This is a genomic window from Corallococcus sp. AS-1-12, assembly GCF_020036995.1.
Classification (GTDB): Bacteria; Myxococcota; Myxococcia; order Myxococcales; family Myxococcaceae; genus Corallococcus.
This window is the reverse complement of record NZ_JAIQDD010000011.1, coordinates 159,448-172,410: the sequence shown is the minus strand read 5'-3', so window position 1 is coordinate 172,410 and position 12,963 is coordinate 159,448. Positions and strand designations below refer to the sequence as shown.

At 73.1% G+C, this 12,963-nt stretch carries 10 protein-coding genes; 6 read left to right on the top strand and 4 right to left on the bottom strand.

Features of this window, described 5'->3' with window-relative positions:
- Nucleotides 1-33 precede the first annotated feature (33 nt).
- Together K8556_RS20010 and K8556_RS20005 are read right to left on the bottom strand one after the other, a co-directional pair.
- A complete protein-coding gene (locus K8556_RS20010) occupies nt 34-240 on the bottom strand; it encodes a YbdD/YjiX family protein (RefSeq protein WP_223741668.1) in 207 nt (68 codons plus the stop codon).
- On the bottom strand, nt 237-2,303 hold the full coding sequence (locus K8556_RS20005) for a carbon starvation CstA family protein (RefSeq protein ID WP_223741667.1): 2,067 nt from the start codon (nt 2,301-2,303) through the stop codon (nt 237-239). The genes K8556_RS20010 and K8556_RS20005 overlap by 4 nt, the downstream gene beginning before the upstream one ends.
- Here K8556_RS20005 and K8556_RS20000 point away from each other — a divergent pair.
- The 3 genes from K8556_RS20000 to K8556_RS19990 all read left to right on the top strand — a co-directional run bounded on the left by K8556_RS20000 (nt 2,302) and on the right by K8556_RS19990 (nt 5,067).
- A complete protein-coding gene (locus tag K8556_RS20000; RefSeq protein WP_223741666.1) occupies nt 2,302-3,819 on the top strand; it encodes a S41 family peptidase in 1,518 nt (505 codons plus the stop codon). The two genes, K8556_RS20005 and K8556_RS20000, sit on opposite strands and share 2 nt — an antisense overlap.
- 94 nt (nt 3,820-3,913) lie before the next feature.
- Nucleotides 3,914-4,384, top strand: coding sequence for a DUF6321 domain-containing protein (locus K8556_RS19995; protein ID WP_223741665.1), 471 nt, complete (start codon nt 3,914-3,916; stop codon nt 4,382-4,384).
- A 161-nt stretch (nt 4,385-4,545) separates the two neighbouring features.
- Complete coding sequence (locus K8556_RS19990; protein ID WP_223741664.1) at nt 4,546-5,067, top strand: GNAT family N-acetyltransferase; 522 nt, start codon at nt 4,546-4,548, stop codon at nt 5,065-5,067.
- 27 nt (nt 5,068-5,094) lie between these two features.
- Here K8556_RS19990 and K8556_RS39510 read toward each other — a convergent pair whose 3' ends face one another.
- Nucleotides 5,095-7,026: a collagen-like protein gene (locus K8556_RS39510; protein ID WP_304503981.1), complete on the bottom strand. Its 1,932-nt coding sequence runs from the start codon at nt 7,024-7,026 to the stop codon at nt 5,095-5,097.
- A 184-nt stretch (nt 7,027-7,210) separates the two neighbouring features.
- On the opposite strand from K8556_RS39510, the gene K8556_RS19975 reads away from it, so the two are divergent.
- A complete protein-coding gene (locus K8556_RS19975) occupies nt 7,211-7,735 on the top strand; it encodes a phage tail protein (protein ID WP_223741663.1) in 525 nt (174 codons plus the stop codon).
- A gap of 54 nt (nt 7,736-7,789) precedes the next feature.
- Here K8556_RS19975 and K8556_RS19970 read toward each other — a convergent pair whose 3' ends face one another.
- The gene (locus K8556_RS19970) at nt 7,790-8,425 is read right to left on the bottom strand and encodes a YafY family protein (RefSeq protein WP_120563765.1); all 636 of its coding nucleotides are present in this window, start codon (nt 8,423-8,425) and stop codon (nt 7,790-7,792) included.
- Between the two features lie 192 nt (nt 8,426-8,617).
- Between K8556_RS19970 and K8556_RS19965 the strand changes: the two genes are divergently transcribed.
- Together K8556_RS19965 and K8556_RS19960 are read left to right on the top strand one after the other, a co-directional pair.
- On the top strand, nt 8,618-11,110 hold the full coding sequence (locus K8556_RS19965) for a ribonuclease H-like domain-containing protein (RefSeq protein WP_223741662.1): 2,493 nt from the start codon (nt 8,618-8,620) through the stop codon (nt 11,108-11,110).
- Between the two features lie 13 nt (nt 11,111-11,123).
- Entirely contained in the window at nt 11,124-12,734 is a 1,611-nt protein-coding gene (locus tag K8556_RS19960; protein ID WP_223741661.1) for a hypothetical protein, read from the top strand.
- Nucleotides 12,735-12,963: the final 229 nt, after the last annotated feature.

Sequence of the window (12,963 nt, the reverse complement as noted above, 5' to 3'; positions counted from 1 at the left end):
CGCTGTATCCAGAAGACTCAACGGCTCATCCGCTCAGCAGCACCGGCCGCCCCCGGCGCGGTAGCGGGCCTGGAGGCGGTCGTTGAAAAACTCCGCATAGGTCATCACCGCTTTGTCTGGATGGTGACGGCGCATGTGGGCGACGTAGGTGTCGTAATCCGGCACGCCAATCATCAGCCGCGCGGTGCGCACGGCCTGCCGCCAGCCGTGCTGGAGCGTCTGCGCGAGCGTGCGCCTCATGGCTTCACCGGGACGGCGGCGGCCACGTAGGGCGTCTCGTGGGACGTGGGCACCGGCGAGCCGCGGGCACGCAGCGCGGCGCGCACGCCGAAGAGAAGTGTCGCCACCACCACGACCATGAAGAACACGGTGAGGCCGGCATCCAGGTAGTCATTGCGGATGATGGCCTCCATCTCCTCCACGGACTTCGCGGGGGCGATGACGCGCCCCTCGGCCACCGCCTGGGAGAAGGCCTGGGCGTGGGCCACGAAGCTCACGCGCACGTCGCCGCCGAGCACCTTCTGGAAGCCCGCGGTGAGCGTGCACAGCACCAGCCACGCGGCGGGGATGCCGGGCACCCAGACGTAGCGCTCGCGCTTCATCTTCACCAGCGCCACGCAGCCCAGCGTGAGCGCCACCGCCGCGAGCATCTGGTTGGCGATGCCGAACAGCGGCCACAGCGTGTTGATGCCGCCCAGAGGGTCCACCACGCCCTGATAGAGGAAGTAGCCCCAGGCGGCCACGCACAGCGCGGTGGCCAGCAGGTTCGCGCCCCAGGCCTCCGTGCGCTTGAGCGGCGCGTACACCAGGCCCGCCAGCTCTTGAATCATGAAGCGCCCCACGCGCGTGCCGGCGTCCACGGTGGTGAGGATGAAGAGGGCCTCGAAGAGGATGGCGTAGTGGTACCAGAAGGCCATCATCCCCTGCCCGGACACCAGCCCGTGGAGGATCTGCGCCATGCCCACCGCCAGGGTGGGCGCGCCGCCCGCGCGGGACAGGATGGTCGTCTCCCCGATGTCGCGCGCCGTCTGCTCCAGCACCTCCGGCGTGACGACGAAGCCCCACTGGCTGAGCGTCGCCGCCGCCTGCGCCGCCTCCGTGCCGATGAGCGCCGCGGGCGAGTTCATGGCGAAGTACACGCCCGGCTCCAGCACCGACGCGGCGATGAGCGCCATGATGGCCACGAAGGCCTCCATCAACATGGCGCCGTACCCCACGAGCCTCGCGTCCCCCTCCGTGGCCAGCATCTTCGGCGTGGTGCCGGACGCGATGAGCGAGTGCCACCCGGACACCGCGCCGCACGCGATGGTGATGAAGAGGAACGGGAAGAGGCTGCCGGAGAACACCGGCCCGGAGCCGTCCACGAACCGCGTCACCGCCGGCATCTTCATGTGCGGCGCCGCCAGCACGATGCCCACCGCCAGCAGCAGCACGGTGCCAATCTTCAGGAAGGTGGACAGGTAGTCGCGCGGCGCGAGCAGCAGCCACACCGGCAGCACCGCCGCGCAGAACCCGTAGCCGATGAGCAGCCACGCCAGCGTGCGGCTGTCGAAGGTGAACCAGGGGCCCCAGGTGGCGGACTCGGAGACCTGACCGCCCAGCCAGATGCTGAGCATCAAGAGCACGAAGCCGACGATGGACACCTCCAGCACCTTGCCGGGCCGCACGTAGCGCAGGTACAGGCCCATGGCCACCGCGATGGGGATGGTCATGGCCACGGTGAAGGTGCCCCACGGGCTGTGCGTCAGCGCCTTCACCACCACCAGCGCCAGCACCGCGAGGATGATCATCATGATCATCAGCACGCCCACCATGGCCGTCACGCCGGCCGCGGGCCCCAGCTCCATTCGCACCATGTCGCCCAGCGACTTGCCGTCGCGGCGCACGGACAGGAACAGCGTCATGAAGTCCTGCACCGCGCCGGCCACCACCACGCCCGCCAATATCCACAGCGTGCCGGGCAGGTAGCCCATCTGCGCCGCCAGCACCGGGCCCACCAGTGGCCCCGCGCCCGCGATGGCCGCGAAGTGGTGGCCGAACACGACCCACCGGTCCGTGGGCACGTAGTCCAGGCCGTCGTTGCGGCGCTCGGCGGGGGTGGCGCGAGTGGGGTCCACCTGGAGCGCTTTTTCGGCAATGAAACGGCCGTAGAAACGATATCCCAGCATGAAGACCGCGACCGAGGCGACCACCAGCCAGATGGCACTGATGGACTCACCCCGGTGCAGCGCCACCACGCCCAGGCAGAAGGCCCCCACCAACGCCAGGGCCACCCATCCCAACTTCCGAGCGACTCCACCCATGCTGTCTCCCATCAGCGGGCAGGCCACCCCCACCCCGCGCGAGGTTTATAGCGCACGCCCCGCGTCCCCCCGGCCCGCTCGCGGTGGGGTGTCGGGGGGCGGGGGGCGCTGGCGCGGGGCCGTCCTCCTCGTGCTCGCGGGGCTGCTCGCCGCGTGTGCCACGCCGCACGCCGCGTCGGGGACCCGCGCTCCGGATGAGTCCGGCGTGTGGCGCTCGCGCGGCTATGGATGGCTGCTCACGGTGACACCGGAGGGGATGCGCCTGCACCACGAGACGGCGGCGGGGTGCCATCCGGATCCGTCCTCGCCCGCGGAGTTGATGGAGATGTTCGGGGTCCAGGAGCCGGGGCCGTCGGCGGACGTCCGGGACTTCCTCGGCGCACCAGGGGAGACGCGCTACCGCTTCGACCGCCTGGCCGCCCTGCCCGCCGGCTGCGACACGCCGCGCACGTGGAGCGCGCTGGAGCTGTTCGACGTGTTCAGGGCGACCTTCGCGGAGCACTACGCCGCCTTCCCCCAGCGGGATCCGGACTGGCTGGCCCGCCTGGACGCGCAGCGCTCGTGGGTGACGCCGGACATGGACCGCCGCGCGCTGTTCACCCTCTTCGCGGACGCGCTCCGGTCGCTGAACGACGCGCACGTGGAGCTGCTCGCGGGCGACGCGGACCCGGACACGCTGAAGTACGAGCCCCGCCCCACGGGCACGCTCGCGACGCTGGCGATGGCGGCCGAGTCGATGGCGCGCCCCCCGCGCGACGTGCAGCGCGAGTGGATGCGCGCCTACCGCGACGGCATCCTCCAGACGGTGCTGAGCGGCGAGGGACATCACGTCGGAAACCAGCGCGTCCTGTGGGGCTTCGCCGCGCCCCGCGTCGCCTACCTCAACCTGCTGACGATGGGCGGCTTCGTCGCCGGGACGGAAGAACAGGCGCCCACGCTGGCGCAGGAGCTGGCCGCGCTGGAGCCGGTGCTGGACGAGGCGCTGACGGCCTTCGCGGGGGCGGACGCGCTCATCCTGGACGTGAGCAACAACCGGGGTGGTCACGACGCCGTGGCCCGCGCCATCGCGGAGCGCTTCACGGCCGAGCCCCGGCGCGCGTATTCCAAGTGGGCCACGGGCGCGAAGGACGTGCCGCCGCAGGAGTTCACCCTCCAGCCCTCGCCGCGTCCGTCCTTCCACGGGCCGGTGTACGTGGTGACCAGCGACATCACGGTGAGCGCGGGCGAGGTCCTCACGCTCGCCCTGCGGGCACTCCCGAACGTCGTCCACGTGGGCACGGCCACGCGGGGCGCGTTCTCCGACATGCTCGTCAAGCCGCTGCCCAACGGATGGACGGTGCACCTGTCGAACGAGCACTACGCCGACGCGCGGGGCCAGGACTACGAGGCCCGAGGCCTGCCGCCCCAGCGCCCGCTGGAGGTCTTCAAGAGCGAGGACCCGTGGCACTCGCATGCGCGGGCCCTGCGTGCGCTGGCGGACTCGCTGGTGCCTCCGGAGGCGAACTCCACGCCGTAGGGAGCAGGCGGCCTGTCACGTCGTGCCAACCCGGCCGGGACGACCTACCTCTCCTGCGGAAGCCTCCACCGCCGTTCAAAGAGGAGCACGCCCGATGCCGACCCGTTCCCCCACTCGCAAGAGCGTCACGCGGACGCGGCGCCTGAAGGATCCGAAGGGGGGCCTCACGGCGGCGGGCCGCGAGTGGTTCCACGAGAAGGAAGGCGCAAACCTCAAGCCCGGCGTGAAGGGCAAGGCGGACACGCCGGAGAAGCTGCGCAGGAAGGGCAGCTTCCTGCGCCGCCACTTCGCGCACCCGCGCGGGCCCATGGTGGATGACCAGGGCAAGCCCACGCGCCTCGCCCTGTCCGCCCGCGCCTGGGGTGAGCCCGTGCCGAAGGACAACGCTGGGGCGAAGCGGCTCGCCACCAAGGGCACGAAGCTCCTGGAGCGCTACCACGCGACGCAGGAGCGCGCGAAGCCCGCCGCCAAACGCTCCGGCGCCAAGAAGACGCGGACCGCCGTGGCCGCCCGCCGCGCGACGGCGCGGAAGCCCGCGACCCGGAAGCGCGCGAAGAAGTCCTGACGCCGCCAGCACCTCACGGCTGGAGCGTGCGGGGTCCGGTTGCCCGGGACGGCGGGTGTCCGACTGTCGGACAGGTTCGCGCGGGTCGCCTCGGACAGGCGGACCGGTCCCGGCGCCCCCCATTCGCCCCGGGCTCGCGCGGCGTGGGAGGATTCCCCGCCGTGACGACACCCCCACCCTTCGCGCCCCGCCTGCGCACGGTCACGCCCGCGGACGAACCGTTCCTCTTCACGCTCTACGCGAGCACGCGCGAACAGGAGCTGGGCGCCTGGGGCTGGCCGCCCGCGCAAGCAGAGCTGTTCCTGCGCATGCAGCACCAGGCCCAGGCCCGCCATTACGCGGCGACCTACGCCCCGGAGGGCCACGCCATCGTCGAAGTGGAGGGAGTGCCCGTGGGCCGCCAGTGGCTCGTGCGCACCGCCACGGAGCTGCTGCTTGTGGACGTGACCCTGCTGCCCGCGCGGCGGGGACAGGGCCTGGGCACGCACCTGCTGGAAGCGCTTCAAGCGGAGGCGGCGCGGGCGCGCGTGCCCGTGCGGCTGCACGTCACGCGCGACAATCCGGCGCTGCGGCTCTACACCCGGCACGGCTTCACGCCCGTGCCGGGAAGCGACCCGGCGTCGCCGTACCGGGAGCTCCAGTGGCGGGCTCCGGAGGGCGATGCGGGAACCGGCGGCGGGTGAGCCCGCCGGCCCCGTGAGGCCTTGCGCCTACAGCCCCAGCAGCGTCTCGGGTTCCGGGGCGACGGTCTGGATGAAGTAGCCTCCCATGCCCGCGGAGGGGCTATCGATCGTCGTCGTGCCCGGAACGGTACCGCCCGCGTTGCCGCCACTGCCGCCGCTGCCACCGCCACCGCCACCCGGAATGCTGCTGCTGCCCCCTCCGGCGTTGGAGCCCGCCGAGCCTCCCGCCGTCACGACGGAGCCCGTCACACTTGCGGTCGAGGAGGAGATGAAGTGGACGATGCCACCGCCACCGCCACCGCCACCGCCTTCACCCGTGCCGCCATTGCCGTCGTAACCGTTCGCGCCATTGCCGCCCTGAACGTGGATGGTGCCGCCCAGCGTAATGCTTCCCTTCGCCGCGACCAGCACGATGCCGCCTCCGCCTCCGCCCGTACCCACGACGGATTGGGTGCCAGTCCCCGTATTCACGCCGTTCTCCCCGCGTGCGTAGATGTTCGCCCCCGTGACGATGCGGATGTTGCCCCGCGCGGCCAGCAACAACGAGCCTCCACCCGCGCCTCCGTCGGCGCTCGGTCCCGCGAAGATGCGCGCGCCAGCTCCGCCCGACGCGAACTGCACCCGGCGCACCTGGGCGCTCTGGAATGACGACAGCCCAGCACCACCGTTGTAGTTGGTCGCCGCCGTCCGGGCGATACCCGTGGGCGCCTCACCGTTGCCCACGTCCTCCGCGCCGGGATTGACGTTCACCGTGCCGCTCACCGTGATGTCGCCGGTGGAGCGCAGCACACTGCCGCTGGGGAGGGTCAGCGTTCCGGCGATGTTGATGCTGCTGAACTGGAGGTTGAAGCCCGAGGGCAGCGAAGCCACGCCCGCCGGAGTGGAGAGGTCCACCGTCTGGCCCACGCCCACGTTGAACGCCCCTGCGGAGCCATCGCCGTAAAGCCCCTGCGTGCCCGCCGGTCCCTGCGGTCCCTGAGCCCCCGCGGCGCCCGTGGGCCCCGCCGGGCCCATGGGCCCGGTCGCACCCGTGGGTCCTGTCGCGCCAGCGGGTCCCGCTACGCCCATGGGCCCCTGCGGGCCCGCGGGGCCGGTCGCACCAGCAGGCCCAATCGCGCCAGTCGCGCCCGTCGGGCCTGCCACGCCCGTGTCGCCCTTGTCGCCCTTCGGGCCCGCGGGGCCGATCGCACCGGCAGGCCCCGTCGCGCCCGTCGGGCCTGCCACGCCCGTGTCGCCCTTCGGGCCAGCAGGGCCAGTCGCGCCAGCAGGGCCCGTCGCGCCAGTGGGGCCCATCGGGCCGGTCGCGCCCGTGGGGCCCGCCGCGCCCGTGTCACCCTTCGCGCCGGCAGGGCCGGTCGCGCCAGCAGGGCCGACCGCGCCCGTGGCTCCTGTCGCGCCCGTGTCACCCTTCGGGCCCTGGGGCCCCGTGGGGCCGGTCGCTCCAGCGGGGCCGACCGCGCCCGTCGCGCCCGTCGCGCCCGTGTCACCCTTCGGGCCCGCGGGACCGATGTCGCCCGTGTCACCCTTCGGGCCTGCCGGGCCCGTGTCGCCCTTCGCGCCCGTGTCACCCTTCGCGCCCGTTGGCCCCGTGGGCCCCACCGCGCCCTGAGGCCCCATGGGCCCCGTCAGGCCCATGGGCCCCTGCGGCCCCATCGCTCCCGCCGGCCCCTGCATGCCCTGCGGCCCCTGGGGACCGGGGTCGCCCTGGGCACCTGACAGGCCCGGCGGCCCCTCGGGACCCATCAGGCCGGGTTCACCCGTGGCGCCCTTCTCACCTCGTGGGCCGGCCGGCCCCTGGGGACCCGTCGCGCCCGCGGGCCCCGGAGGCCCCTCCGGTCCCGCCGGGCCATCACCCGCCGTCCCCTCCGTGCAGGCGGTCACCATCAAGGTCGCGCAGAGCGACAGCACGCGGAACCGCGAGAACACCCCATGCAGGGGCACGAAAGCTCGAAGTGACATGGAACAGGTCCTCCCCAAGGACAGCCGCCGCGGTGACGTGCGGCGTAGGAATCCATGCTCTCACGAACTGTGAACCTTCGCACACGCTGGGTTGGTTTCCCTGATGACGCGCCGCGCTCTTTCATCGCGTGGCCGCCCATGGTCTGTTCGCTGGCTCACACAATCCGTCACACCCGGGGGCACCATGTCCGAGCCGTACATTGGGCAGATCATCATGTTTGGAGGCGACTTCGCGCCGAAGGGCTGGCTCTTCTGCAACGGCGCCTTGCTCTCCATCGCGCAGAACCAGGCGCTCTTCAGCATCCTGGGCACCACCTACGGTGGCGATGGCAGGACGACGTTCGCGCTGCCGGACCTGCGCGGCCGCTTCCCCATGGCGCCCGGCCAGGGCCCCGGGCTCGCGCCACACACGCTGGGTGAGGCGTCCGGCCAGCCGTCGGTGACGCTCATCTCGACGCAGATGCCCGCGCACACCCACCCGCTGATGGCCAGCATGCAGGAGGGCAACTCGGAGAGCCCGGAGGGCGCGTACCTCGCGGCCTATCCCCCGGGCAGCACCCCCACGCCCTACTCGACGACGCCCAGCACGGTCATGGGCGCCCAGGCCGTGGGCATCGCCGGCGGCAGCCAGCCCGTGCCCGTCCAGAACCCGTACACCTGCGTGAACTTCATCATCGCGACGGAAGGCGTCTACCCCTCGCGCGGCTGAGGTCCCCGGAGGAAGGGCGCCGCGCCAGAGGAGCGCGGCGCCGTCCGGGGCGCTTCAAGCGCCCACCACCTCCGCCCGGGTGATGCGGTCCAACCGGAAGTGGCGCCGCTCCCCGGACGCGAGGTCCACCGCGTCCAGCCGCGTCTCGTGCCGGTCCATCACCACGGACTCGATGCGCACCTCGCGCACCGTCTCCAGGAAGTTGCCGTCCACGTAGGTGATGCGCAGCGGCTGCCGCTCGAACCACGCGCGCTCCAGGGCCTCGCGCACGGGCTTGCGCGTGGGCAGCGACGGCACGCCCAGGAACGTCAACTCGCGCAGCCGGGCCAGCAGCTCCCGCTGCGCGGACGTGGACAGCGCCGAGCGCACCTTGTCCAGCGCCGACTCCAGCGTCCCCGTGAAGGGCAGCAGCCGCATGTCGATGGCGAACCGCCCCAGCGCCACCACCAGCGCCGCCTCGCGCGCGGTGAAGTTCACCGGCGGCAGGCTGTAGCCCCGGTCCAGCGCGTAGCCACCGCCCCGGCCCCGCTCCGCGCCCACCGGCAGCGCCGCGGCGCGCAGCGCGTCCAGGTCCCGGTAGATGGTCCGCACCGTCACGCTGAAGCGCTCCGCCAGCACCTCCGCGGTGACGCCGGTGCGGCGGCCCCTCAGGTACTCGGCGAGGGCGAAGAGTCGCTCGGTGCGCTGCATGGCGGTGAATCCTGACATACCGCTGTCAGCCGGGGGCCTCAAGCTGCCGCCAAGGCACCCGCGATGCGAAGCCCTCCCGACAGCGCCACGCCGCTCCTGTCCGCCCACCCTTGCGAAGCGGGCCCCCGCGCGCCTATGAGCGCCCGGAGCAGCGCCCGCGCGCCGCGCCTTCCGCCCCCTGAGTCCCCGCCCATGGTCCCGCCGCCCCATCCGCTGGAGGACGAGTGGTTGTGGGGATGGGACCCCACGCCGGGCATCGTGTCCGTCTGGGCGGAGCCGGACGGGCGCGCCTTCGTCTGGAAGCGGCAGCCGGGCACGCACGCGCGGCTGCGCGAGGACGCGAGGTACCGCCCCTGGGTGCTGCTCGCGTCGCTCCAGGACCTGGAGCACCTGGGGGACGCGCTCCGTCCGGAGGGCCCGCCGCCGGCGCCGCCCGTGCCAGGAGCCGTGACGTACCGGGAGCTGGAGGGGCCCGGCGCGTTGCGCTTCCTCGTCAGCGCGGAGGACGGCCGCGCGCTGGCGTCCGCGGTGCTCAAGGGCGCGTCGAAGCGGCTGGACCGGCGCGTGGGCCACCTGCGCGACCTGGGCCCGGCCGCGGCGCTGGTGCTGCCGCCGGAGGAGCAGTACCTGGTGGCCACCGGCCGCACGTACTTCCGCGACCTGGTGTTCGACGACCTGCGGAGGCTCCAGTTCGACCTGGAGACCACCGGCCTGGACCCCACCCGGGACCGCATCTTCCTCGTGGCGCTGAGGGACCCGGACGGCCGCGCGGAGACGCTGGAGGTGACGGAGGACGGCGACGCGGGCGAGGCGGACCTCCTGCGCCGGCTGGTCGCGCGCCTGCGCGAGGCGGACCCCGACGTGGTGGAGAACCACAACCTGCACGGCTTCGACCTGCCCTTCCTGGACCAGCGCGCGAAGCGGCTCAACGTGCCGCTGGCGCTGGGCCGCGCGGGGCTGCCGGGCCTGCGCCACCGCCCCTCCGCGAGAGGCGCCGCGCTGAACCGGGGCCCCGGGGGCCGTGACGCGGACGCCATGCGCCGCGCGCGCTACACCGTCCCCGGCCGCGAGTTCATCGACACGCTGGACGCCGTGCGCCGCCACGACTTCGCCGCCCGCGACCTGCCCGGCCACGGCCTCAAGGCGGTGGCGCGGCACCTGGGCCTGTCCGGGCCCGACCGCGAGCTCATCCCCGGCGCGCGCATCCACGAGGTCTTCCTGAAGGACCCGGAGCGCGTGCGCCGCTACGCGCGCGAGGACGTGACGGAGGCGGCGGGGCTGGCGCACCTGCTGGGCGGCGCGGCGTTCGCGCTCGCGCGCATGGCCCCCCGGCGCTACGAGCGGCTGGCGGACGCGGGCCCCGCGACGGGCGTGTTGGATCCGCTGCTGGTGCGGGCCTACGTGCGCTCGGGCGCGGCGCTGCCGGCGCACGAGTCCGGCGACGGCACCTCCCACAGCGGCGCGGCGCTGCACCTGTTCGCCACCGGCGTCGCGCGCCACATCGTGAAGGCGGACGTGGCCAGCCTCTACCCGTCGCTGATGCGCCAGTACCGCATCGGGCCGAAGCGCGACCGGCTGAACGCGCTGCTCGCGCTGGTGGACCGGCTGGTGGAGCAGCGCCTGGACGCGAAGGCCCAGGCGAAGAAGGCCCCGCCCGGCTCGCGGGAGCGCCACACGCACGAAGCGATTTCGGCGGCGATGAAGATCCTGATCAACTCCGCCTACGGCTACCTGGGCGCGGTGGGCCTCACCCGCTTCTCGGACGTGCACGCCGCCAACGAGGTGACGCGGCGCGGGCGCGAGCTGCTGGGCCTGATGTGCCGCGAGCTGGCGCACCGGGGCGTGACGCTGCTGGAGGCCGACACGGACGGCGTCTACTTCGCGGTGCCGGAGTCCTGGACGGAGGCGGACGAGCGCCGCGTGGTGGCGGAGGTCGCGGGCCTGCTGCCGCCGCGCGTGAAGCTGGAGTTCGACGGGCGCTACGCCGCCATGCTGTCCCACGAACCGAAGAACTACGCGCTCCAGCCCTACGCGGGCCCGCTGCTGCTGCGCGGCGTGGCCTTCCGCTCCAGCCGCGCGGAGCCCTACGGCGAGGACTTCCTGCGCCGCGCCCTCCAGCACCTGCTGGCCGGCGACGTGCGCGCCGTGCGCGACACCTACGTGGACGCGGTGATGGCGCTGCGGCGGCGCCAGGTGCCCACCTTCGAGGTCTCCGCGCAGGTGCGGCTGACCAAGTCCCCGTCGCAGTACCTGGCCACGCGCAAGCAGCGCAGGGAGCTGCCGTACGAAGCGCTGCTCACGAACGGCCGCGAGCACTGGTCCCTGGGAGAGCGCGTGCGCATCTACCGCGCCACCGGCGGCCGCGCGGGCCTGCTCCCCGAAGCGCTCACCGAGGACGGCGATCCCGCCCCGCGCCCGGGGCCAGGAGAGCCCACGGGCGACGACGCGCGCGACTACGACGTCGAGTACTACGTGCGCCTGCTCAAGGACTCGTTCGCGGCCCGGCTCGCGCGGGGCCTGGCCCCGGAGGACTTCGCCACCGTGTTCGCGGACCCCGACCAGCCCTCCCTCTTCACCCCGTCCCTTGCGCAAGCGCGGCCCGTGCTCACCGTCGTGAGAGCGCCCCAAGGCCCCGAGTTCGGTGAGGACGCGCAGGTGGTTGGAGCCCCGCCCTTCTCACCGTGACTGGAACCCTGCCGTGTCCCGGTTCCTCCGGGAGCCCGTGGGAGGCTTCTGCTACGTTGCGTCAACTTCGATGGCCTTCTCGTTGATGAAGCGTCTTTCGCCGCGCGCGCTGGGGACTCCCGGCACCGTGGCCCTGCTGCTCCTGCTTCCCTGGCTGATCTACTGGAGCGCGGTCATCCACCGGTACGGCCTGCGTGACGACTACGCCATCCTGCGCGAGGCGCGCGAGGAGCCGGGCAAGATTCTGCGCGTCTGCGCGTCGCAGGGCCGCCCGCTCTACGGCTGGATGCTGGAGGCGTCCGCGAAGGCGGCCGGCGGCATCGACGGGCTGATGGGGCTGCGGCTGATGGGCGTGGCCGGGCTGGGCGTGCTGGCGGCGGCGGTGTTCCTGCTTCTGCGCAAGGAGGGCTGGCGGCCGGGCTCCGCGGCGCTGCTGGCGGGGTTCCTCACGGTGACGCCGTCCGCGCAGGTCATCGCCAACTGGAGCATCTGCTGGCCGCAGGCCCTGGCGCTGATGCTGGGCCTGGGCGCGTTCGCGTTCGCCCGCCGCGCCATCGGTCCGCCGGGCGCGGAGGCCCCCCTCCGGTGGCCGTACGCGCTGGCCGCGGTGGGCACCATGGCCACCGCGACGCTCATCTATCAGGTGAGCGGCCTGTTCTCCGCGGTGCTGCTGGCGGCGTCGCTGGTGGCGCACCACGACGTGTCGCTGAAGGCCACCGCGCGCTGGATGCTCAAGCACCTGCTGGTGATGGGCGCGGGCCTGGCGCTCGCGTACGCCGTCACGCAGGTGCTGTTCAAGGCGGGCATCTTCCCGCCCTCGCCCCGGCTCAGCTTCGAGAAGCACTGGGTGGACAAGACCGTCTGGGCGCTCACGCACGTGTTCCCCAACGCGCTCGCGCTGTCCGCGCTCAACGAGGCGCCGGTGGGCGACATGGACGGCTACCGGGCCATGGTGGTGCTGACGCTGACGCTCTTGGGCGTGGGCATCGCGGTGGAGGGGCGCCGCTCGGGGCTTACGGGCGTGGGGCGCTGGCTGCTGGCGCTGGTGACGCTGTCGGGCGCGGCGTACTCGGTGGGCTTCCTCGCCGGGGAGCGGTGGCCCACCTACCGCACGCTCAACGCGCTCACGGGCGTGTGGGCCGTGTTCTTCGCCGCGTCGCTGGCGAACCTGGGCACCCTCTGGCCCCGGCACGGCCCGCGCGTGGCCACGGCCCTGCTCACCGCGTTCGTGGCCTTCAGCGCCCTGCTCGCGCACCAGCAGTCCCTGGAGCTGTTCGCCCTGCCCCAGGGCCGGGAGCTGGCGGTGATGGAGCAGGGCGCGAGCCTCGTCGTCCCGGACCGGAAGCCGCGCGTCTTCGTCCTCACCGCGAAGCAGGCGGACTCCACCGCGCCCTTCCACTACCTGGACGAGTTCGGCTCCGTCTCCGTGGACGCGGAGTGGGTGGCCAAGGAGATGCTCAAGGCCCTGGTGAAGGAGCGCTTCCCTGGCGAGCACGACATGAGCGGCCTCTACCGCTTCGCCGCCGGCCCCGTCGCCCCGGAGCCGCGCAACTACGACATCCTCATCGACATGCGCCACCAGCACGTGAGCGCCGTGAGCCCCCTCCTCCAGAAGCCCCGCTAGCCCTCCCTCGCCTCAGGGGAATCCCTGATGCGTGCGCTCGGCTCCCACCCGGATTTCCGGGGAGATTCGCGCGACCGGGAGCAACCGTCGCCGACCGGTGCAGGATCGCTCCCACCGGCGGCTTGAATCCGGGTAATGAATCGAGCAGTGAGTTCCACCGCTTCCGCTTCCGCATGTCCCGGGGGCAGCCCCGTCCCGCGTCGCGGAAGCGGGCCCGGCTCCCCCCTGG

Bases quoted from the DNA above. Each gene is read 5' to 3' on its own strand.
- K8556_RS39510 (WP_304503981.1), bottom strand. From the start codon at position 7,026: ATGTCACTTCGAGCTTTCGTGCCCCTGCATGGGGTGTTCTCGCGGTTC.
- K8556_RS19965 (WP_223741662.1), top strand. From the start codon at position 8,618: ATGGTCCCGCCGCCCCATCCGCTGGAGGACGAGTGGTTGTGGGGATGG.
- K8556_RS20000 (WP_223741666.1), top strand. From the start codon at position 2,302: ATGCTGTCTCCCATCAGCGGGCAGGCCACCCCCACCCCGCGCGAGGTT.
- K8556_RS19975 (WP_223741663.1), top strand. From the start codon at position 7,211: ATGTCCGAGCCGTACATTGGGCAGATCATCATGTTTGGAGGCGACTTC.
- K8556_RS19995 (WP_223741665.1), top strand. From the start codon at position 3,914: ATGCCGACCCGTTCCCCCACTCGCAAGAGCGTCACGCGGACGCGGCGC.
- K8556_RS20005 (WP_223741667.1), bottom strand. From the start codon at position 2,303: ATGGGTGGAGTCGCTCGGAAGTTGGGATGGGTGGCCCTGGCGTTGGTG.
- K8556_RS20010 (WP_223741668.1), bottom strand. From the start codon at position 240: ATGAGGCGCACGCTCGCGCAGACGCTCCAGCACGGCTGGCGGCAGGCC.
- K8556_RS19970 (WP_120563765.1), bottom strand. From the start codon at position 8,425: ATGCAGCGCACCGAGCGACTCTTCGCCCTCGCCGAGTACCTGAGGGGC.